The 20050-nt window shown below is 75.2% G+C and carries 17 protein-coding genes and 2 pseudogenes; 12 read left to right on the top strand and 7 right to left on the bottom strand.

The genetic code is table 11. The features are described from left to right. Positions 1–62 precede the first annotated feature (62 nt). Positions 63–692, bottom strand: a complete 630-nt coding sequence (locus ACGF7U_RS10200; RefSeq protein ID WP_393104978.1) for a class I SAM-dependent methyltransferase — start codon at positions 690–692, stop codon at positions 63–65. Positions 693–877: 185 nt separating this feature from the next. Here ACGF7U_RS10200 and ACGF7U_RS10195 point away from each other — a divergent pair. Further along, positions 878–1477: pseudogene (locus ACGF7U_RS10195) on the top strand (murein hydrolase activator EnvC family protein); the annotation flags it as partial. A 144-nt stretch (positions 1478–1621) separates the two neighbouring features. Here ACGF7U_RS10195 and ACGF7U_RS10190 read toward each other — a convergent pair. After that, positions 1622–2803 carry an aminotransferase class V-fold PLP-dependent enzyme gene (locus tag ACGF7U_RS10190; protein ID WP_393104976.1) on the bottom strand — a complete coding sequence of 394 codons (1182 nt, stop codon included), beginning with the start codon at positions 2801–2803 and terminating at the stop codon, positions 1622–1624. A 93-nt stretch (positions 2804–2896) separates the two neighbouring features. On the opposite strand from ACGF7U_RS10190, the gene ACGF7U_RS10185 reads away from it, so the two are divergent. Further along, the gene (locus tag ACGF7U_RS10185) at positions 2897–3049 is read left to right on the top strand and encodes a hypothetical protein (protein WP_393104975.1); all 153 of its coding nucleotides are present in this window, start codon (positions 2897–2899) and stop codon (positions 3047–3049) included. Here the strand turns inward: ACGF7U_RS10185 and ACGF7U_RS10180 are convergent. Then, positions 3022–4158, bottom strand: a complete 1137-nt coding sequence (locus tag ACGF7U_RS10180; RefSeq protein ID WP_393104973.1) for a tyrosine recombinase XerC — start codon at positions 4156–4158, stop codon at positions 3022–3024. The two genes, ACGF7U_RS10185 and ACGF7U_RS10180, sit on opposite strands and share 28 nt — an antisense overlap. A 541-nt stretch (positions 4159–4699) precedes the next feature. Here ACGF7U_RS10180 and ACGF7U_RS10175 point away from each other — a divergent pair. Next, positions 4700–5035 carry a hypothetical protein gene (locus ACGF7U_RS10175; RefSeq protein WP_393104971.1) on the top strand — a complete coding sequence of 112 codons (336 nt, stop codon included), beginning with the start codon at positions 4700–4702 and terminating at the stop codon, positions 5033–5035. A gap of 12 nt (positions 5036–5047) precedes the next feature. On the opposite strand, the gene ACGF7U_RS10170 is transcribed toward ACGF7U_RS10175, so the two are convergent. The 3 genes from ACGF7U_RS10170 to ACGF7U_RS10160 form a co-directional block, all read right to left on the bottom strand. After that, complete coding sequence (locus tag ACGF7U_RS10170; RefSeq protein ID WP_393104969.1) at positions 5048–6283, bottom strand: DNA-processing protein DprA; 1236 nt, start codon at positions 6281–6283, stop codon at positions 5048–5050. After that, positions 6280–7800: a YifB family Mg chelatase-like AAA ATPase gene (locus tag ACGF7U_RS10165; protein WP_393104967.1), complete on the bottom strand. Its 1521-nt coding sequence runs from the start codon at positions 7798–7800 to the stop codon at positions 6280–6282. The genes ACGF7U_RS10170 and ACGF7U_RS10165 overlap by 4 nt, the downstream gene beginning before the upstream one ends. A 213-nt stretch (positions 7801–8013) precedes the next feature. Then, the gene (locus ACGF7U_RS10160) at positions 8014–8373 is read right to left on the bottom strand and encodes a YraN family protein (RefSeq protein ID WP_393104965.1); all 360 of its coding nucleotides are present in this window, start codon (positions 8371–8373) and stop codon (positions 8014–8016) included. Positions 8374–8713: 340 nt separating this feature from the next. Here ACGF7U_RS10160 and ACGF7U_RS10155 point away from each other — a divergent pair. The 8 genes and pseudogenes from ACGF7U_RS10155 to ACGF7U_RS10120 all read left to right on the top strand — a co-directional run bounded on the left by ACGF7U_RS10155 (position 8714) and on the right by ACGF7U_RS10120 (position 17779). Then, positions 8714–9932 (top strand): annotated as a pseudogene (locus tag ACGF7U_RS10155) (hypothetical protein). A 404-nt stretch (positions 9933–10336) separates the two neighbouring features. Beyond that, positions 10337–11203, top strand: coding sequence for a 30S ribosomal protein S2 (gene rpsB, locus ACGF7U_RS10150; protein WP_393104963.1), 867 nt, complete (start codon positions 10337–10339; stop codon positions 11201–11203). 135 nt (positions 11204–11338) lie between these two features. Next, positions 11339–12166, top strand: coding sequence for a translation elongation factor Ts (tsf, locus tag ACGF7U_RS10145; protein ID WP_393104961.1), 828 nt, complete (start codon positions 11339–11341; stop codon positions 12164–12166). Positions 12167–12328: 162 nt separating this feature from the next. After that, positions 12329–13096, top strand: coding sequence for a UMP kinase (gene pyrH, locus ACGF7U_RS10140; RefSeq protein ID WP_091096741.1), 768 nt, complete (start codon positions 12329–12331; stop codon positions 13094–13096). 78 nt (positions 13097–13174) lie between these two features. Beyond that, positions 13175–13732: a ribosome recycling factor gene (frr, locus tag ACGF7U_RS10135; protein ID WP_393104959.1), complete on the top strand. Its 558-nt coding sequence runs from the start codon at positions 13175–13177 to the stop codon at positions 13730–13732. Positions 13733–14038: 306 nt separating this feature from the next. Continuing rightward, entirely contained in the window at positions 14039–15250 is a 1212-nt protein-coding gene (locus ACGF7U_RS10130; RefSeq protein WP_393104957.1) for a phosphatidate cytidylyltransferase, read from the top strand. Between the two features lie 104 nt (positions 15251–15354). Next, positions 15355–16503 carry a 23S rRNA (adenine(2503)-C(2))-methyltransferase RlmN gene (gene rlmN, locus ACGF7U_RS10125; protein WP_393104955.1) on the top strand — a complete coding sequence of 383 codons (1149 nt, stop codon included), beginning with the start codon at positions 15355–15357 and terminating at the stop codon, positions 16501–16503. A gap of 31 nt (positions 16504–16534) precedes the next feature. Beyond that, entirely contained in the window at positions 16535–17779 is a 1245-nt protein-coding gene (locus ACGF7U_RS10120; protein ID WP_393104953.1) for a DivIVA domain-containing protein, read from the top strand. Between the two features lie 100 nt (positions 17780–17879). Here the strand turns inward: ACGF7U_RS10120 and ACGF7U_RS10115 are convergent, their stop codons facing one another. Beyond that, on the bottom strand, positions 17880–18101 hold the full coding sequence (locus tag ACGF7U_RS10115) for a DUF2631 domain-containing protein (RefSeq protein WP_393104951.1): 222 nt from the start codon (positions 18099–18101) through the stop codon (positions 17880–17882). 255 nt (positions 18102–18356) lie between these two features. On the opposite strand from ACGF7U_RS10115, the gene ACGF7U_RS10110 reads away from it, so the two are divergent. Continuing rightward, positions 18357–19946: a Rieske 2Fe-2S domain-containing protein gene (locus ACGF7U_RS10110; RefSeq protein ID WP_393104949.1), complete on the top strand. Its 1590-nt coding sequence runs from the start codon at positions 18357–18359 to the stop codon at positions 19944–19946. Positions 19947–20050 lie beyond the last annotated feature (104 nt).

The raw sequence follows: 20050 nt of genomic DNA, 5'->3' as shown, positions 1-20050 counted from the left end.
GGTCGCCGCCTCGCCGGTTCCGACCGCCGTCCGCGCGGTGTGGGGGAGGCGGCGGGACGTCCTCAGGCGACGAACTCGAACATCGTCACCCCGGCCGGCAGCGGACGGGGCTCGCCGAGGAACCGGTGCACCCCCACGCCCACGCCGTCCGCCGGGCTGCTCACCGAAACCGCCGCGAAGCCCTCCTCGGCGAACCACTCGCAGATGGTCGGCACCAGATCGGGGCTCTGCCGGTGCCGGGTCCAGAACACCCTGCCGCCGGTCGCGCAGAGCGCCGCGCAGTGCCGCACCGTGGCGCGGATGTCCGCCTCGCTGATGTTGCCGAACACCCCGCAGACCAGCACCAGGTCGGCCGGGACGAGATCCGCGTACGCGTCGGTGCGCGCGGCGTCGCCGACCACCACCTCCACCGACGACAGGCCCGCCGCGCGGGCGGCCGACCGGGCCACCTCCGCGTTGCGGGGATCCAGCTCCACCAACCGGGCCGTCACCTCGGTGCGACGGGGGTGGGTCGCCAGCACGGGGATCAGGTCGCGTCCCTGCCCGGCACACAGGCTGACCGCCCGCAGCGGGCCGGGCGGGGCCGCGTCGAGCGCCTCACCGATCCGCCGCCGCACCTCGGCGAGCCGGCGGGACAGCGCCGACCCCGCGTCCTCGTAGTCGTCGTGCCAGGCGTACCAGTCCCGCGTCACCGGCCCAGCCTAGGCGTCATCACGCCGCCGGGATGCCCTGCGCGGTCGGTGCCGGCGACGAGCGGCGGGCCCGGCACATAGCAGATCGGGTCGTGTTCCGGCGGCTGTCCACAGGAGGCTACGCCGTCCACAGGGGCGGGTGCCGGGGCGGCGGGGCCGGACGGTCGCCGAGCAGGCTGCGACCCATGCGACCAGTCACCCGCACCGCCGTCGCCGCGCTCTGCGCCGCCCCGTTGTCCCTCGGGCCGGCCGCCGTGCCCGCCCCGGTGCCGGTCGGGACGCCCGTCGCCGACGTCGTGGGCGTGTCCGGAGCGCCGGCGACCGGGGAGCTGCTGCCGGCGGCCCCGACGTTCGCGGCCCCGGCGCCCGGGGCGGCGCGGTTCCGGTGGCCGCTCGACGGCGTGCCCCGGCCCGTGCGCCGGTTCGACCCGCCGCCGCAGCCGTGGTTGCCCGGCCACCGGGGCGTCGACCTGGCCGCCGTGCCGGGGGCCACCGTGCGGTCGGCCGGCGCCGGCACGGTGCTCTTCGCCGGCATGGTCGCCGGCCGCCCGGTCGTCACCGTCGGGCATGTCGGCGGCCTGCGGACCACCTACGAGCCGGTGTCGCCCGCGGTCCGCCCCGGCGAGCGGCTCGCCGCCGGGGCGCCACTGGGCGGCCTGGTCGCCGGCCATCCCGGCTGTCCCGTCCTGGCCTGCCTGCACTGGGGGCTGCGGCGCGGCACCGACTACCTCGACCCACTGGCGCTGCTCGGCCTCGGCGCGGTGCGGCTGCTGCCGCTCGACGGCGCCGGGCCCGGCCCGACGTCGGTGGCCGGCCCGGTGCCGGTGGCCGGGCTGGCGCCCGGTCCCGGTCGGGTGTCGGTGGCCGGACTGGTGCCCGGTCCCGGTTGGGCGTCGGTGTCCGGTCCGGCGCCGGCGACCGGGTGGCACTCAGCGCTGGGCGAGCAGCGGGGGGAGCCGCACCGAGAGCCGCTCGTACTCGTCGGCGGTGTTGTAGACCTGGGCGCAGAGCCGTAGCCAGCCGCGCCCGTTCCAGGTCATGACCGCCACCTCCGTGGCGAGCCGCTCGGCGATCCGTTCCCGCAGCGCCCGCGCCGCGTCGAAGGTGGTGCCCAGGCCGGCCGGCAGCGGGATGATCCGCATGGCGACCCCGGGCCCGCCGGGGTCCGGCAGGTCGGCGGGGGCCACCCCCAGCGCGTCCCCGACCACCCGTTGGCCGTACGCCGCCAGCGCGGCGTTGTGCCCGCGCACCCGGTCGACGCCGAGGCTGCGCAGCGTGAACAGGCCCACCGGCGCGGCCAGCCAGCCCGTGTAGTCCTGCGTCGCCGCCCACTCGACCCGGCCGGGGAAGCCTGCCTCCTGCTCCCACGAGACGACCAGCGGCTCGATGCGCTCCCGCCACGGCGGCGCGACCACCAGCGCGGCGGTGCCGCGCGGCGCGTACGCCCACTTGTGCAGGTTGCCCACCCAGAAGTCGGCGCCGATGCTCCCGACCGGGGTCGGCAGCATCCCCGGAGCGTGCGCGGCGTCGACCAGGACCGGTATCCCGTGCTCCCGGGCCACCCCGACGACGGCGGCGACCGGGAGGAGCCGGGCGGTGGCCGAGGTGAGCTGGTCCACCACGAGCAACCGGGTCCGGCCGGGGCGCAGCCCCGCGCGGACGATCTCGACGACCTCCTCGTCGGTGGCGGCCAGCGGCACGTGCAACGCCCGGGTGACCGCCCCCGTGCGGCGGCACTCGCGGGCGATGGAGAGGCCGACCGCGCCGTAGCCGTGGTCGGTGGTGAGCACCTCGTCGCCGGGGCGCAGGCCGAGCGACTGGAGCACCACCGCCACGCCGGTGGTGGCGTTCGGCACCAGGGCGGTGCCGTCCGGGTCGGCGCCCAGGAAACCGGCCAGGTGGCGGCGGGTGTGGGTGATCCGGTCGACCAGACCCTGCGTGAAGAAGCGCAGCGGGTTGGCCTCCATCTCGTCGCGCAGCCGCTGCTGTGCCCGCTGCGCCGCGACCGGCACCGCGCCGAACGAGCCGTGGTTGAGGTGGCTGACCGCCGGGTCGAGGGAGAAGAGCAGGCGGGCTGCCGCGATCGGTTCGGGCGGCTGCGGGACGCTCACCCGATGATCGTAGCGGCCGGTGGATCTCCGGTCGCCGTTCCCGCCGGGTGTCCGTGCCGGTCGGCCGCCCTCGATCCCGGGAGACCGCGGGTCATGGACGCCCCCGTCGAACTGCGCTGGCCGACCGCCGCCGACGGGCAACTCCGCGCCGACGTGCACCGGGTGCTGCACGCGGTGGCCGAGCGCGGCGGAGCGATCGGGTGCCCGGACCCGACCGGTCAGGCCCGGGGGTGGGCCTGGCGATAGGCGGCGCGGAGCCGCTCCACCGAGACGTGGGTGTAGATCTGCGTGCTGGCGAGGGACGAGTGCCCCAGCAACTCCTGCACCGCCCGTAGGTCGGCGCCGCCCTCGAGCAGGTGGGTCGCCGCCGAGTGCCGCAGCCCGTGCGGGCTGACCGGGGGCAGGCCGGCGGCCTCGGCGTACCCGCCCACGATCCGCCGGGCCGTCGTCGGGTTGAGCCGCCCGCCGCGAGCGCCGAGCAACAGCGCATCACGGGAGCGCGGCCCGGCCAGCATGGGTCGGCCGTGTCGCAGCCACTCGTCGAGCGCCCGCTGCGCCGGCACCCCGTACGGAACCGCCCGCTCGCGGCCGCCCTTGCCGAACACCCGCACGACCCGCCGCGCGTGGTCGACGTCGGCGACATCGAGGCCGCACGCCTCGCTGATCCGTACGCCCGTGCCGTAGAGCAGCTCCAGCAGCGCCCGGTCCCGCAGCAGCACCGCCTCGGCCGCTCCGTCCCCCGTGCGGACCTCGCCGGCTTCGTCCGCCGTGCCGGCCCCGGCGGTGCCGTCCGCCGCGTTCCGGCCCACCGGAGCGACGGCCGCCGGTTCGAGGGCGTCGACCGGGCCTGCGGGCGGTGCACCACCGCCGGCGTTCGGCGCCGCCGTCGTGCCCGGGCGTCCGGGGGCCTCGACCAGCGCGGCCGCCTGGTCGGCACGGAGCACGCTCGGCAGGTCCCGGTGCGCGCGAGGGCTGGCCAGCGCGCCCGCCACGTCGGTGGGGAGCAGTCCGCCGCGGTGCGCCCAGGCGCTGAACGCCCGTGCCGAGGCCGCCCGGCGGGCGAGCGACGTCCGCGCGGCGCCCGTCGTCCGCTGCTTCGCCAGCCAACTGCGCAGCATGGTGAGGTCCAGCTCCGCCAGCTCGGCGCAGCCCATCCGCCGCGCGTGGTCCAGCAGCGACACCACGTCGCCGACGTACGCCCGGACGGTGTGCGCGGACCGGTTGCGCACCCCGGCCAGGTGTCCGGCGAAGTCGTCCACCGCCTCGCGCATCGCCGCCGGGAGCGCCTCGTGCATCGCCCGCGTGCCGGTCGACTCCCGGCTCACCGCGGGGCCCCCGAGGTCAGCCGCCGGCATGGTGCGCGACGCGGTCGTCCAGGCGCGATCCCCACGGGGGCCGGCGATGGCGGGTCCTCGGCTGGCACAGGCCCAGCCTACGGTCGACGGGCTGCCCCGGCACGGCGCCGGCTGCCGGGGCGTGAACTCGGCCGGCACGCGTCGGGAGCCGGTCGACGCCGACGAGACCACCCGGAGGCGGTGCCGACGCCGGACAAAGCTGTCACCGGTCGCCCGCTCGTCGAGCCGGACGAGCCGGGCGTGGGCACCGTCCGGCCGGCCCGGGCCCGGCCCTGCGCCGCCGGCCCGCCCGGGCCTCTGGTCGGTGCTGCGCTGTCGGCCGGTTCGGATCTCTGGTCGGTGCTGCGCCGTTGACCGGCCTGGATCCCCGGCGCGCGCCTGGGGGTCAACCGGGATGGGCGGCAGCACTTCGCTCCGCGGCCTCCCGGCCCTGGGTGATGGATTACGAGGGTCGATGCGCGCAGACTTGTCGTACCAACGGGTGTGAGTCCAGGCCGTGGTCACCGCGCGACGGACCGGGCTCGACGGAGGGGGGCCGGACATGGGAGTGGACGTCGTCCTCTACCGGGTGGTCGGGGCGGGCCCCGGCCGGCGTCGCCTCGTGCCGGCCGAGGTGCTGCCCGATCCCGACGACGTGCTGCTCGATCTCGTCCAGCGGGTCCGTGGCGGCGGGCAAACCCCGCTGCTGGACCGGGTGGACCCGGTCGGCGAGCTGGTGCTCCCCGCCGACCGGGCCCCGCAGCTCCTCGCCGAGCTGCGCTGCCTCGCCGAGGTGGCCCGGACGGCGCCCGAGGTGACGCATGTTCGCCGGCTGGACCTCCTGGCGCGGCACTGCCGGCAGGACCGCGAGATGGAGATCCGCTTTGAGGGGGACTGACCGGGCCGCGCCTCAGCGCCGGCCCTCCTCGCCGGCGTGGGTCGGCTGGTCGTGGCCGTGTCGGCCCCGGCCGGTCCGACCCGTGCCACCCGGCGGCGCGAGGGCGTACCCGTCCTCGCGGCGGACCACCAGGGCCAGCTCCTCCAGCATGGACAGTTTCCGCAGAGCCGTGCGGACGGCGACGCCGGCCCGGGCGGCGAGGAAGTCCACCCCCACCGCGCCCCGGCGGGGCAGCACCTCGACGATCGACCTGGCATCGTCGTCGAGCAGGTCGACCGGCCGCTGCGGACCGCGCGGCACCGGCGCCAGCTCGCCGATCCGCCCGACCTCCTCCAGCACGTGCGCGACCCCGGTGACCAGCCGGGCCTTCGGGTACTCGCGCAACAACTCGTGCGCGCCCACCGACATCGCCGACGTGACCGGGCCCGGCACCACCATCCCGGGCTTCGCCAGGGCGAGCGCCCGGTGCGTGGTCTGGGTCGCGCCGCTGCGCGCCGCCGCCTCGACCAGGACGGTGCCGAGGGTGCCCGCCGCGATCACCCGGTTGCGGACGAGGAACCGGGGACGGAGCGGCTCGGCCCCCGGCATCCACTCGCTGACCAGTAGCCCGGTGTCGGCGATCCGGTCGAACAGCGCCGCGTTGCCCATCGGGTAGGGGCGGTCCACGCCGCAGGCGAGCACGGCGACGGTGACGCCGCCGGCGTTCAACGCGCCGCGGTGGGCCGCCGCGTCGATGCCGAAGGCACCCCCGGAGACGACGGTCCAGTCCCGGTCGGCGAGCCCGTAGCCGAGTTCGGTGGCGACGTGCGTGCCGTACCCGCTGGCGGCCCGGGCGCCGACGACCGCGACCGAGCGGTCGAATGCCTCCGCGAGCGGCGACGAGCCGCGCACCCAGAAGCAGAGCGGGGGCGCGGTCTCGGTGTCCACCCGGCGGTACGCGCCGGGCAGTCGCAGCTCGCGCAACTGGTCGACCCGGGCGGGCCACTCGTCGTCGCCGGGGACGACGATGCGGGCCCCGAGCCGGTCCGCGCGGGCCAGCGCCTCGGCCGCGACCGCCCGCGCGTCTCCGGCGGCGGTACGCGCCGCCACCGTGGCCCGCAACGTCTCGTCCGGCGCGCCCCCGTCGAGCAGCAGGTCGAGCGTCCCCACCGGGCCGAGCCGGTCGACCAGCCGGTGTACCGACCGGGTGCCGGGCTCGGCGAGCCAGGTCAGCGCCACCCGGGCCAGCGTCTCCTCGTCCGTGCTCACGTGCCGTCCCCCGTTCTCAGTTGAATGGCCTCGCGGACGTCGTCCCGGTCGGGCCGGTCCCGACCGTCGAGGTCCGCGATCGTCCAGGCCAGGCGGATGACGCGGTCGAAGCCCCGGGCGGAGAGCGACCCGGAGTCCAGTCGCGCCCGCAGCTCGGCCGTGTCCGGCCCGGGCAGCCGCCAGGGCGGTCGACGCAGGTGCGGGCCGGGTATCTCGGCGTTGAGCCGGCGGCCGAGGACCGCCCAGCGCGCGGCCGCGGCCTCCCGGGCGGCCGCCACCCGCCGGGCGACGGTGGCGGACGACTCGCTGTCCACGGTGGCCTCCATCAGCTCCGCCGCCCGCACGGGCGGCAGCTTCACCTGCACGTCGATCCGGTCCAGCAGCGGGCCGGAGAGCCGACTGAGATAGCGCCGGCGGGCCTGCGGCGGGCACTCGCAGTACGCGTCCCCGGCCGGCTTGGCGCAGGGGCACGGGTTGGCCGCCAGTACCAGTTGGGTGCGGGCCGGGTATTCGGCGCCGCCACGGCTGCGGGCCAGCCGCACCCGGCCGTTCTCGAGCGGCTGGCGCAGCGCCTCCAGGGCGCCCCGGCTGAACTCGGGCGCCTCGTCGAGGAAGAGCACCCCCCGGTGGGCGAGCGAGACCGCGCCGGGACGGGCCAGTCCCGAGCCGCCGCCGACCAGCGACGGCACCGTGGCCGTGTGATGCGGCGCCTGGAACGGCGGGCGGCGCAGCAGCCGGCCGCCCGGCGGGAGCAGCCCGGCGATCGAGTGCAGGGCGGTGACCTCCAGCGCGGCCTCGTCGTCGAGCTCGGGCAGGATGGACGGGAGGCGCTCGGCGAGCATGGTCTTGCCGGCCCCCGGCGGCCCGAGCAGCGCCAGGTGGTGCCCGCCCGCCGCGGCCACCTCCAACGCCCGCCGGCCCAGCCCCTGCCCGGCGACCTCGGCCAGGTCCGGCCCGTCGCCCGCCGGGGCGGGGCCGCCCGCCTCCGGCTCGATCAGGGGCGTGCCGTCGCGGACGAAGCTGACCAGCCGGTGCAACGTGTCCACCGCCCGGACCCGGATTCCGGGGACGACCGCCGCCTCGGCGGCGTTGCCGGCCGGGACGATCACCCGTTCGACGCCGGCCCGGGCGGCCGCGGCGACCATCGGCAGCACGCCGCGCACCGGCCGGACCGTGCCGTCGAGGCCCAGCTCGCCGAGGACCACCACGCGGTCCAGCGGCAGCAGCGGCAGCTCACCCGAGCCGCCCAGCAGGGCCGCCGCGATCGCCAGGTCGAACGCCGAGCCGAACTTCGGCAGGTCGGCCGGCAGCAGGTTGAGCGTGATCCGGCGGTTGGGCCACCGCTGGCCGGAGTTGACCACCGCCGCGCGGACCCGGTCCCGGGCCTCGTGCAGGGCCGTGTCCGGCAGCCCCGAGATGACCACGGCCGGCAGCCCGGCCGCCAGGTCGGCCTCGACCTCCACCAGGTGCCCGGTCACACCGACCAGGCCCACGCAGAGGACCTTGGCGTAGCTCACGCCGCCACCCGCCCGAGGCCGGCGCCGCTCGGGCTGGCTCCGCCCGTCCCGCCGCGCCCGCTCCCGCCGGCCTCCCGTGTCCGGCCGGCGCCGGGTGGCCCGGTTACGCCGGCCCGCCCGCCGCGCCCGCTCGCCCCGGTCTGGCGTCTCCGGGCGCAGGGGTGTGGCCGGCGGGCGTCGCGCCCGCAGACCCGTCCGCCGTGCCCGCCCATCTCAGAACGCGCCCTTGAGGTGCTCGACCCGGGCGGCGCCGGCGCCGGTGAGGCGTACGGAGATCACGTCGAAGCGCACCTCGTCGGCGGTGGTGCCGGTGTCGGCCAGCCACCGGGCGGCGAGCCCGCGCAGCCGGCGGGCCTTGGCCGGTACGACGGCCTCGGCCGGCGCGCCGAACTCGTCCGTGCGGCGGGTCTTCACCTCGCAGAAGGCGAGCACCGGCCCGTCCCAGGCGATGATGTCGATCTCCCCCGCCGGACAGCGCCAGTTCCGGGCGACGGGCCGCAGCCCCGCCCCGATCAGGTGCCGGACGGCGCACCGCTCGCCGTACGCGCCGACCGCCTGGTTCCGCTTCGTCATGTCCGGAACCGTGCCCGGCCGCACCGGGGTCCGCCGCCCCGCGCCGCCGGCCTGTGGACGGGCAACCGGGTTGTGGACGAGCGGACGATCATGCCTGCGGTGTGCTATGCGGACCGCCGGCGCACCGGGACCGGGGCCGGCGACCCCCGCGCCTCTCGGGGAACTGCGTGCCGACGGCCGACGCTCGTGTGGAGCGATCCGGCGTACGCCTCGGGCCGTCGCGCGAACGAGCTGCGCGCGCGCAGCTCATCGCGGGGCCGGACCGGCTCGCGGCTCGCCGGCCCCGACCGTCCATCCGCGGTGGTCGGCCGCTCGGCCGGGGCAGGTGCCCGTGGGGCGAATGGCGTCCCTGGAGCCCGTCGCATACGGTGCCGGACGTGGACGGACGACGGAGCTTTGCCGAAGATCAGGAGTCGGGTTGGTATCCGGCTGACCGCGACCGTGGCTACGCGGAGCGGGACTGGCGCGGTGCGGCCGAAACCCGGTACCGGGACGACGACCCGAGCGCCCCGGAGCAGCGCCGCGCCGCCGAGGATGGTCGCTACGGCGAGCCCGCGGCCGGCCGGCGCGGTGAGCCGGGACGCTTCGGCGCGACGACCGAGCCCGACTCCGGCCGCTTCGCCGCCCTCGACGCCGACCGGGGCCGCTTCGGCGGCCCCGAGGACTCGGGCCGGTTGGCGGCGGTCGAGCCGGACTCGGGCCGGTTCGCCGCGGTCGAGCCGACGTCCGGGCGGTTCGCGGCGGTCGAGCCGACGTCCGGGCGATTCGGTGGCGCCGAGGGCGACTCGGGGCGGTTCGCCGCGGCGCCGCCGGTCGGCGGCGAACCGCCTGAGACCGGGGGATACCGGGCAAGCCGCCTGCGGCGCCCCGAAGCGGACCCGGAGGTCTCCGGCGAGCTGCCCGCCGACCGCCCGGGGCGGCGCGCGGCGCGGGAGGCGAGGGAGTCCCGGGACGCGGTGTCGACGTCGTCGGCCGACGCGCTGGCCGGGGCGGGCCCCGTCGAGCGGGCTGCCGAGCCGACCCGCCCTGCCCCGCTCTCCGGCTATCCCATCGTCGAGCCGCAGCGGGCGGCCGAGGCCGCGCGGCCGGTGGAGATGCCGGTTGTCGCGCCCGACCGGGTGGCCGGTGCGCCGAATCCGCTGGAGATGCCCACCGGGCCGATGCCGCCGATCGGCCCCCGTGGTGACCTCCCGCCGGGGGAGGTGCCGGTCTATCCGCCGGTGGTCGGCCCGCACCCGACCCCGCCGGCCGGCGACGGGGTCTACCGCACCCGCCGGCCCGCCCTGGCCGCGCTCTTCACCGTGCTGGTCGCGGTGTTCGAGGTTCCCGCGCTGCGGGTCCTGCTCGACGGCGTGACCGGCGATCCGGTGTCGGCCGCCCACGTCGTGGTGGGCACCTTCCTGGTCTGCGGTCTGCCGATCTTCGCGATCGGCCTGTACGGGCTGCGCACCGGCGGGTTGTCGCTGGCGGAGGGGAGTCGGGGCTGGCTGCGGCCGCCGACGGCGTACCTGACCGTGGGCCTGGTGCTCTTCGTCGCCGCCGCCCTCGCGGTCGGCTGACGCCGGCCGGGCCGGCGAGCGGCCCCGGCGGACCCGCCGCCCGCGCGCCCCGGTCGCGGGTCCCGGGCGGACCCGGCGCGCGGGGCCGGCGGCCGGCGGCCGGCAGCGGGGGCCGGGCGGACCGGGCGGCGGATCGTGGGGCGCGGTTCCGCCACATGCCGGAAATGGGCGTTCCGACCCGTTCCCCCCACCCCAGGCGTCGGCGACGGGGAAGGGGCGTACACTGGTCGACTGGCGACCGCCTCGTGCGGTCGACCTCGCGCGCCCTCTCCACGAGTCGTCGTGGGGCGACGGCCTCCCTGGTCCCGATCTTGGTCGGGCCCGTCATGGCCGGCGACCGGGCGCCAGGACGCCCGGCCGCCGGCCGGGCGCGACAACCAGGGACCGCAAGGAGTACCCCCACCATGGCCGTCGTGACCATGCGTCAGCTGCTGGAGAGCGGTGTCCACTTCGGGCACCAGACCCGGCGCTGGAACCCGAAGATGAAGCGCTTCATCTTCACCGAGCGCAACGGTATCTACATCATCGACCTGCGCCAGACCCTCGACTACATCGAGAAGGCCTACGAGTTCGTGCGCGGGACCGTCGCCGAGGGTGGCAGCATCCTCTTCGTCGGCACCAAGAAGCAGGCCCAGGAGGCCATCGCCGAGCAGGCGACCCGGGTCGGCCAGCCGTACGTCAACCACCGCTGGCTCGGCGGCATGCTGACCAACTTCCAGACGGTGTACAAGCGGCTGCAGCGGATGAAGGAGCTGGAGGCCCTGGGTGACCTGAGCGGCACGGCCGCCGGGTACACCAAGAAGGAGACCCTGCAGCTCTCCCGCGAGAAGATCAAGCTGACCCGCACCCTCGGCGGTCTGCGGGACATGCAGAAGCTCCCGGCCGCGATCTGGGTGGTCGACACCAAGAAGGAGCACATCGCCGTCGACGAGGCCCGCAAGCTGGGCATCCCGGTGATCGCGGTGCTCGACACCAACTGCGACCCGGACGAGGTCGACTTCCCGATCCCGGGCAACGACGACGCGATCCGCTCGGCGGAGCTGCTGACCAAGGTCGTGGCCGCGGCCGTCGCCGACGGTCTGATCGCCCGCTCCGGCCGTCGTCGGGGCACCGACGAGAAGCCCGAGCCGGGGGTGGCCTCCGACGAGCCGCTGGCCGAGTGGGAGCGCGAGCTGCTCGAGGAGCCGAAGAAGGCCGACGAGCAGCAGGCACAGCCGGCCGAGCAGCCGGCGCAGCCGGCCGAGCAGCCGGCGGCCGTCGCCGCGGAGTGACCGCGCCGCCGCTTCCCCGCCGTTCGTCCTCCGGACGGCGGGGAAGCGGCAGGTACGCCGGGCACGTCGCGCCCGGATCCGGGTAACCGGCACCAGGACCAACCCACCCGCAGTCTCAACACCGAAGAGAGAGCCATGTCCAACTTCACCGCCGCGGACGTCAAGAAGCTCCGCGACCTCACCGGCGCCGGCATGATGGACTGCAAGAAGGCGCTGACCGAGGCCGAGGGCGACTTCGACAAGGCCGTCGAGATCCTGCGCGTCAAGGGCGCCAAGGACGTCGGCAAGCGGGCCGGCCGTACGGCCGCCAACGGTCTGATCGCCCACTCCGGCCAGGCGCTGCTCGAGCTCAACTGCGAGACCGACTTCGTCGCCAAGACCGACGCCTTCATCGAGCTGGCCCAGCGGCTGGTCGAGCACGGCGAGCGCAGCGGCGTCGGCACCGCCGAGGAGCTGCTCGCCACCGAGCTGGACGGCAAGACGGTCGCCGACCTGATCCAGGAGCAGTCCGCCAAGATCGGCGAGAAGCTGGTCCTCAACCGGTTCGCCAAGCTCGACGGCACCACCGCCGTCTACCTGCACCGCAAGAGCCAGGACCTGCCCCCGGCGGTCGGCGTGCTGGTGCAGTACGCCGGCAAGACCGACGAGGCCGGCGACGCCGACGCGCGCGCCGTCGCCATGCAGATCGCCGCGATGCGGCCGAAGTACCTCACCCGTGACGAGGTGCCGGCCGACGTCGTCGAGTCCGAGCGGCGCATCGCCGAGCAGACCGCCCGCGAGGAGAACAAGCCCGAGGCGGCGCTGCCGAAGATCGTCGAGGGTCGGGTGAACGCCTTCTTCAAGGACTACGTCCTCGTCGAGCAGGCGTCGGTCGCCGACAACAAGAAGACGGTGAAGCAGATGCTGGCCGAGGCCGGCATCGAGGTCACCCGCTTCGTCCGGTTCGAGGTCGGCCAGGCCTGAGCCGCCCCCGGGGCGCGCTGAGCGCCCGCGGGCAGGAAACGTCGACGAGGAGGCCGCGGGTGTACGTGACAGGCACCGCGGCCTCCTCGTCACATAGGGTCGGCTACGGCAGTTTCGCGGTACGCGGCGTACGGGACGTGCGCATGGGGAAGGGCGGGGCGGATGACGCAGGTTGTGAGTGACCGGAGTCTGGCGGCGGACGATCCGACGGCGCCGCCCCCCGGCCGGGCCCGGCGGGTGGTGCTGAAGCTCTCCGGCGAGGTGTTCGGCGGGGGCGCGATCGGGGTGGACCCGGACGTCGTGCAGGCCATCGCGCGGCAGATCGCCACCGTGGTGCGCCGCGGGGTGCAGGTCTCGGTGGTGGTGGGCGGCGGGAACTTCTTCCGCGGCGCGGAGCTGCAGAAGCGCGGCATGGACCGGGCCCGTGCCGACTACATGGGCATGCTCGGCACCGTGATGAACTGCCTCGCGCTGCAGGACTTCCTGGAGAAGGAGGGCATCGAGACGCGCGTGCAGAGCGCGATCACGATGGCCCAGGTCGCCGAGCCCTACATCCCGCTGCGCGCGATCCGGCACCTGGAGAAGGGCCGCGTGGTGATCTTCGGCGCGGGCGCCGGCATGCCGTACTTCTCCACCGACACGGTGGCCGCCCAGCGCGCCCTGGAGATCCGCGCCGACGTGGTCCTGATGAGCAAGAACGGCGTGGACGGCGTCTACACCGCCGACCCGCGGGTCGACCCGACCGCCAGCAAGTTCGACTCGATCACCTTCTCCGAGGTGCTGCGCCGCAACCTGCGGGTGGCGGACGCCGCCGCGTTCAGCCTGTGCATGGAGAACGGCCTGCCGATGCTGGTCTTCGGCGCGCAGGGCGACGACACCATCATCCGGGCCGTGGGTGGCGACAAGATCGGCACCCTGATCACCGCCTGAGCGGTCGCCTGACCCGCCCTCAGCGGTTCCTCCGACACGACAAGCCCACGACGAGCACAGAAGGAGGCGAGGAGACCGGTGATCGACGACACCCTCCTCGAGGCCGAGGAGAAGATGGAGCGTGCCATCGAGCACGCCAAGGAGGAGTTCGGCGCGATCCGCACCGGTCGCGCCAACGCCGCCATGTTCTCCAAGATCATCATTGACTACTACGGCAGCCCCACCCCGCTGCCCCAGATGGCGTCCATCGGCGTTCCCGAGCCGCGCATGGTGATCATCAAGCCGTACGACAACTCGCAGATCAACGCCATGGAGAAGGCGATCCGCGACTCCGACCTCGGCGCCAACCCGAACAACGAGGGCAACCAGCTGCGCATCCTGCTCCCGCAGATGACCGAGGAGCGCCGCCGCGACATGATCAAGGTCGCCCGGCACAAGGGTGAGGAGGCCAAGGTGGCCATCCGCAACATCCGCCGCAAGGGCAAGGAGGAGCTCGACCGCCTCGTCAAGGACGGCGAGGTCGGCGAGGACGAGGGCCGGCGCGCGGAGAAGGAGCTCGACGACCTGACCCAGCGCTTCGTCGCCGCCGTCGACGAGCTGGTGAAGCACAAGGAGAACGAGCTCCTCGAGGTCTGAGGCCGTACGCCGGCCACCACCGGCGACGACGACACCGTGGCACCGGCGCCGCCGCCCGCATCCGGGCGGCGGAGTCCGGTGCCACCGTCGTTGCGCCAGCCCTCCGGGAGCGGCGGCGGGACACGGTCCGGCGTGGGGGAGCGGTGGGTGCAGTAGGCTCGGCACGATTCCCGGCACCCTGCGGTGAATGGTGGGAATCGGCCGGCCGTCGGGCGGGTCAACCGGACGGAACAGTCGCGCGGGTAGGGGAATGGTTGTGGTTGTGCGTCATATGGTGGACCTCGCGCCGGGCCCCCTCGGTGCCTGATGTCCCACCTCGACCCCTACGGCAGCACCGAGCCCCGCGGCTGGGACCGCCCCGACCGTCCCGCCCCCGCCCTGCCCTGGCCCGAGCCCGAGATCGAGCCCGGCTCGTGGCACCGCCGACCCGGCTCCGCCCCTGACATGTACGCCGAGCCGCACACCCGCCCCCGCCCGCCGGTCGACGCCCGACCGGAGCCGGCCGGCGCGGACCGTGCCCCGTACGACCGCCCGGCCGGGACGAACGGGCACCACCCCGACGACTCCGAACACCCGACGACCCAACTGGAACCGGTGCGCGACGTCGAGCCCGAGCCGGAGCCCGCGCGACCCCCGGGCCGGCGGCAGCGCGGTCGGCGCCGGGCCAGCGCCGACCGGCCCCCGACCCAGCAGCCCGCGCCGAGCCGGGCCGGGCGCAACCTGCCGGCCGCCGTCGCGGTCGGCGTGGCGCTCGGCGCGCTGATCGTGGTTCCGCTGTTCTTCTACCGGCCGGCCTTCCTGCTGGTGGTGGCCGGGGCGGTGGCGGTCGGCAGCTGGGAGATGGCCCGGGCGGTGCGCCGCAGCGGCGCCCACCCGCCGCTGGTGCCGCTGATCGCCGGCGGGGTGCTCACCGTCGGGCTGGCCTGGTTCGCCGGCCCCGACGCGCTCAGTCTCGGTCTGCTGGTCACCGTGCTCGGGACGATGGTCTGGCGGCTCGGTGACGGGCCGCGCGGCTTCCAGCGCGACCTGACCGCGGCCACCCTGATCGCCGTGTACGTGCCGTTCCTCGGCGGGTTCGCCGCGCTGCTGGCGGCGGTGCCGGAGGACGGCCACCTGCGAGTGCTGGCGACCCTGGTCGCGGTGGTGCTCTCCGACACCGGCGGGTACGCGGCCGGCGTCTCCTTCGGCAAGCACCCGATGGCCCCCTCGGTGAGCCCGAAAAAGTCCTGGGAGGGCTTCGGCGGCTCGGTCACCGCTGCGGCGCTGGGCAGCGCCCTGCTGCTCTGGCTGCTCTTCGACGTGGCCCCGTGGTGGGGCGCGCTCTTCGGGCTGGCGGTCTCCGGCGCGGCCGTCCTCGGCGACCTCGCCGAGTCCATGATCAAGCGGGACCTCGGCGTCAAGGACATGAGCAACCTGCTCCCCGGGCACGGCGGCCTGATGGACCGGCTCGACTCGATCCTCTTCGCGCTGCCGACCGCGTACCTGCTGCTGGCGGTCTTCGTCCCGGTGCTGGAGTGAGGCGTGAATCACCCGGCGCCGGCGGCCCCGTCCGGGCGGTGGGGGGCGATTCGGCACCTCCGGACAGGTGCGTCGGCCGTCCGGCGTGACAGACTGGACCCGCCATGACGAGCCTGCCCCTGATCCCCGCAGACCCCGACGCCCCCGGGCGCCGACCCGCGATGCCTCCCCGGCACCTCGCCGACCTCGACCTCGCCGGCCGCCGCGCGCTGGTCACCGAGCTGGGGGAGCCGGCGTTCCGGGCCAAGCAGGTCTCCACCCACTACTTCGGCCGCCTGGTGCGCGACCCGGCGCAGATGACCGACCTGCCGGCCGCCGCCCGGGAGAAGCTTGCCGACCGGCTCCTGCCGCGGCTGCTCACCCCGGTCCGCGAGCTGGCCTGCGACGACGGCGCGACCCGCAAGGCGCTCTGGCGGCTGCACGACGGCTCGCTGGTGGAGAGCGTGCTGATGGGCTATCCGGACCGGGTCACCGTCTGCATCTCCAGCCAGGCCGGCTGCGGCATGGCCTGCCCGTTCTGCGCCACCGGCCAGGCCGGGCTGACCCGCAACCTGTCCACCGCCGAGATCGTCGACCAGGCGGTCTACCTGGCCGGCGTGGCCGCCTCCGGCGCGGTGGCGGGCTCCCCGCCGCGCCTGTCGCACGTGGTCTTCATGGGCATGGGCGAGCCGCTGGCCAACTACTCCCGCGTGATCGCCGCCATCCGCCGGCTGGTCGCCCCGGCCCCCGAGGGGCTCGGGCTGTCGCAGCGCCACATCACCGTCTCCACGGTCGGCCTGGTGCCGGCCATCCGCCGACTGGCCAGCGAAGACCTCTCGGTGACCCTTGCGCTGTCGCTGCACGCCCCCGATGATGGGCTGCGCGACGAACTGGTGCCCGTCAACCAGCGCTGGAAGGTGTCCGAGGTGCTGGACGCGGCGTGGGACTACGCGGCACGGACGGGGCGGCGCGTGTCGATCGAGTACGCGATGATCAAGGACGTGAACGACCAGCCGTGGAGAGCCGATCTGCTCGGGCGGCTGCTGGCCGGGAAGCTGGCCCACGTGAACCTCATCCCGCTCAACCCGACGCCGGGCAGCCGCTGGGACGCCAGCCCGAAGCCGGTCGAGCGGGAGTTCGTCCGGCGGTTGCGCGAGGCCGGGGTGTCGACGACGGTGCGGGACACCCGGGGTCGCGAGATCGACGGAGCGTGTGGGCAGCTCGCCGCCGCCGTCGACAACAGGGACACCGACCGGACCGGGGAGACTGCGTGACCGGGCGTAGCGAACGAGACCAGGAGACATAGTGGCGAGTCAGGGTCAGCGTTTCCGGCGTAAGGCGCTCCGCCGGGGATACAAGGTCGACGAGGTCGACGCCTTCCTGGACCGGGTCGAGGCGACCCTCGCCGGTCAGCCGGTCGGCGCGCCCGTGGCCTCCCAGGAGGTCCACGACGTCGTCTTCCGGGTCCGCTTCAACGGCTACGACGAGTGGCAGGTCGACCTGCACCTCGACCGGGTCGAGCGGCAGCTGGCCGAGCTGGAGGAACGCGGCGGCGTCGGTGGCCGCGGCGGTGACCCCCGGACGGGCGACCGGCTCGGCCCGCCGGACCGGATGGGCCCCCCGGATCGGATGGGTCCGCCGGATCGGATGGGTCCGCCGGATCGGATGGGTCCGCCGGATCGGATGGGTCCGCCGGTGCGCGACGACCGCGGCATGTCCCCCGTCCCCCAGCCCATGCCGCCCCGGGCGATGCCCGCGCAGGCCGGCGGCCCGCCCGCCGACCGCTACGGCCGCTACGACGAGCCGACCGGCGCCTTCGCCGGTGGCTACGACGGCCCGCGCGGCGGCTACGAGCCGCCCCGCGGCCCGGGCGGCCCCGGCCCGATGGGTCCGGGCGCCCCGATGGGCCACGGCGGCCCGCCGCCGCGCGGCCTGCCCGCCGGCCCCGGCGGCTACGGTGACGGCCCCGGTGGTTACGGCGACGGCCCGGGTGGCTACGGTGACGGCCCCGGTGGTTACGGCGACCGCCCCGGTGGTTACGGCGACGGCCCCGGTGGCTACGGCGACGAGCCGCGCTTCGACGGCTTCGAGGCCGGTCGGCACGGCCGCGCCGACATGACCGCCGAGATCCGGATGCCCGAGCGGGAACTGCGCGACATGCGCGGTCGGGGCCCGGCCGGCCCGCCCTCGCAGCAGGGCTACGGCGGCCCGGCGCCGATGGCCGGCCCGCCCCCGATGGCCGGCCCGCCGGCCGGTGGCCCGCCGCCCACGGCCGGCCCGCCGATGGCCGGCCCGCCCGGCAGCGACCTCTACCGCGTCGACCAGATCCGCCGCAGCTTCCAGGTGCGTCGCTTCGGCAGCGGGTACGACCCGGACCAGGTCGACCGGTTCTTCGAGAGCCTGCTCGGCGGCATGCAGGGGCGCAACCCGATGCCGGTGAACCCGAAGGAGTTGGACACGCTGCGCTTCGGGCTGGTGCCCGGCGGCTACTTCGAGGCCGAGGTCGACGCCGCGCTCAAGGACGTGCAGGACATCCTGTTCGGCCGCTGACCGACGTACGACGAGGGCCCGCTCCCCGGTCGGGGGCGGGCCCTCGTGCGTGTCACCTCCGGCGCGCGGACCGGCTCGACGCCGGCTGACGGGGGTGCGGTCAGGACCGCAGGCCGTTGCGCCGCAGCACGGCGTCGCCGATGACGATGACCAGCAGCAGCACGGCCAGGCCGATCAGCCAGATGTTCTCGACCCTGCCCTCGTGGTTGCCGCAGAGCATCGCCAGCAGCACCAGCGCGGAGAGCACCGCGCCGATCCGCCCGGACTTGCGGTGTCCCGGCTTGTGCTGGTCTGGCGACGTTACCGGCTCGCTTCCTGCCACTGTCGGTCCTTCCCTCGCGATCGGATCTCCGGTTAGTCTGGCACGCCCCGTGCCAGGCTCGGCGCTGGGTCCGCCCGGACGGGGCGGACCGCACGATCCGTGCCGACGGCCGGCACGGCGTACGCGGCGGGCGCGGGCCCAAGGTCCCGGCCGAGGCGGGCCGGGCGGCACTACCGGCGTCGCGGGGCGGTCGCCAGACTCCCTCCGGTAGCGTTTCCGACGTACACCTTTGTTTGTCTTCGAGGGGGAACTGCGGTGCGAGTGACCGGTACGGGACATGCCAGCATGCGGATCGACACGGCCGCGGGCAGCATCCTGTGCGACCCGTGGGTCAACCCGGCCTATTTCGCGTCGTGGTTCCCGTTCCCGGACAATTCCCTGCTCGACTGGGAGACCCTCGGTGACGTCGACTACCTCTACGTCTCCCACCTGCACCGGGACCACTTCGACGCCGCGCACCTGAAGCGCTTCGTGTCGAAGAAGGCGACCGTGCTGCTGCCCGCGTTCCCCACCTCGGAGATGGAGGACGAGCTGCGGGAGCTGGGCTTCACGAAGTTCCTGAAGGCGCCGAACGAGCAGGTCGTGGAGCTGGACGGCGGCCTCAAGGTCATGATCCAGGCGCTGACCAGCCCGACCGACGGCCCGATCGGCGACTCGTCGCTGTGGGTGGAGTACGACGGGGTCCGGCTGCTCAACCAGAACGACGCCCGCCCCACCGACCTGAGCGCGTTCGCGGAGCTGGGCCACGTGCACGCGCACATGCTCCAGTTCTCCGGCGCGATCTGGTACCCGATGGTGTACGAGCTGCCGCAGGCGGCGAAGACGGCGTTCGGGAAGCAGAAGCGGGACCGGCAGTTCGACCGGACCTGGCGCTACATCGACGATCTGAAGGCCGACCACGTCTTCCCGATCGCGGGCCCGCCGTGCTTCCTCGACGACGAGCTGTGGCAGTTCAACGACATCCACGGCGACGAGGGCAACATCTTCCCCGACCAGTCGGTCTTCCTGGCGGAGTACGCGAAGGTCGGCGGCACCAACGGCGTCGTGCTGCTGCCGGGCAGCGTCGCCGAGATCACCACGGAGACCTGCGAGACCACCCACCCGGTGCCGGTGGAGGAGTTCTTCGCGAACAAGGTCGCGCACCTGGCGGAGATGCGGGAGCGCAAGCGGCCGGTCATCGAGGCGGAGAAGGCGTCCTGGCGGCACCCCGAGGTGGACGTGCTCAAGGAGATGCAGCGTCGCATCGAGCCGCTGCTGGAGGAGTCGATCTACCTGGCCAAGGGGGTCGGCGGCCCGGTCCGCTTCGACCTGGTCGGCACCGACGACTCGGGCGGCGAGACGATCGAGTCGATCGTGGTGGACTTCCCGGGCAAGCAGGTCCGGCCGTACGCCGACGAGAAGGTCCGCTACCGGTTCCGCACCGAGCGGGCGCTGATCGAGCACCTGCTGCACATCGGCGAGGTGGACTGGGTCAACTCGCTCTTCCTCTCCTGCCGCTTCTCCGCCGCCCGGATCGGCCAGTACAACGAGTTCGTCTACGCGTTCTTCAAGTGCCTCTCCACGGAACGGCTCCAGTACGCCGAGGGCTGGTACGACGAGCACGAGCGGACCAGCGACGCCGAGGACATCACCCTCGGCGACTGGGTGGTGCAGCGGCGCTGCCCCCACCTGAAGGCGGACCTGACGCGTTTCGGCATCGTCGACGGGGACCAGCTCACCTGCCAGCTGCACGGCTGGAGGTTCGACCTGGCCAGCGGCCGCTGCCTGACCAGCGTCGGGCACAAGATCCGCGCCCACCGCGTCGACGCCGCGACCCCCGCCCCCGCCGGCGAGTCCGCGAGCTGACCCGCACGGCCTGCCCCAAACCCGCCCCGCCCCGCCCCGACTTCGCGACCATGCAGGTGTGGCGCCCCGCCTGTCGCCCCTGACCGGGGCGCGCCGGGGAGCCG

It is taken from the genome of Micromonospora sp. NPDC047670 (assembly GCF_043204915.1).
GTDB lineage: Bacteria > Actinomycetota > Actinomycetes > Mycobacteriales > Micromonosporaceae > Micromonospora.
Note: the sequence above shows the minus strand (reverse complement) of the source record. Positions and strands in the feature narration are given on the sequence as shown.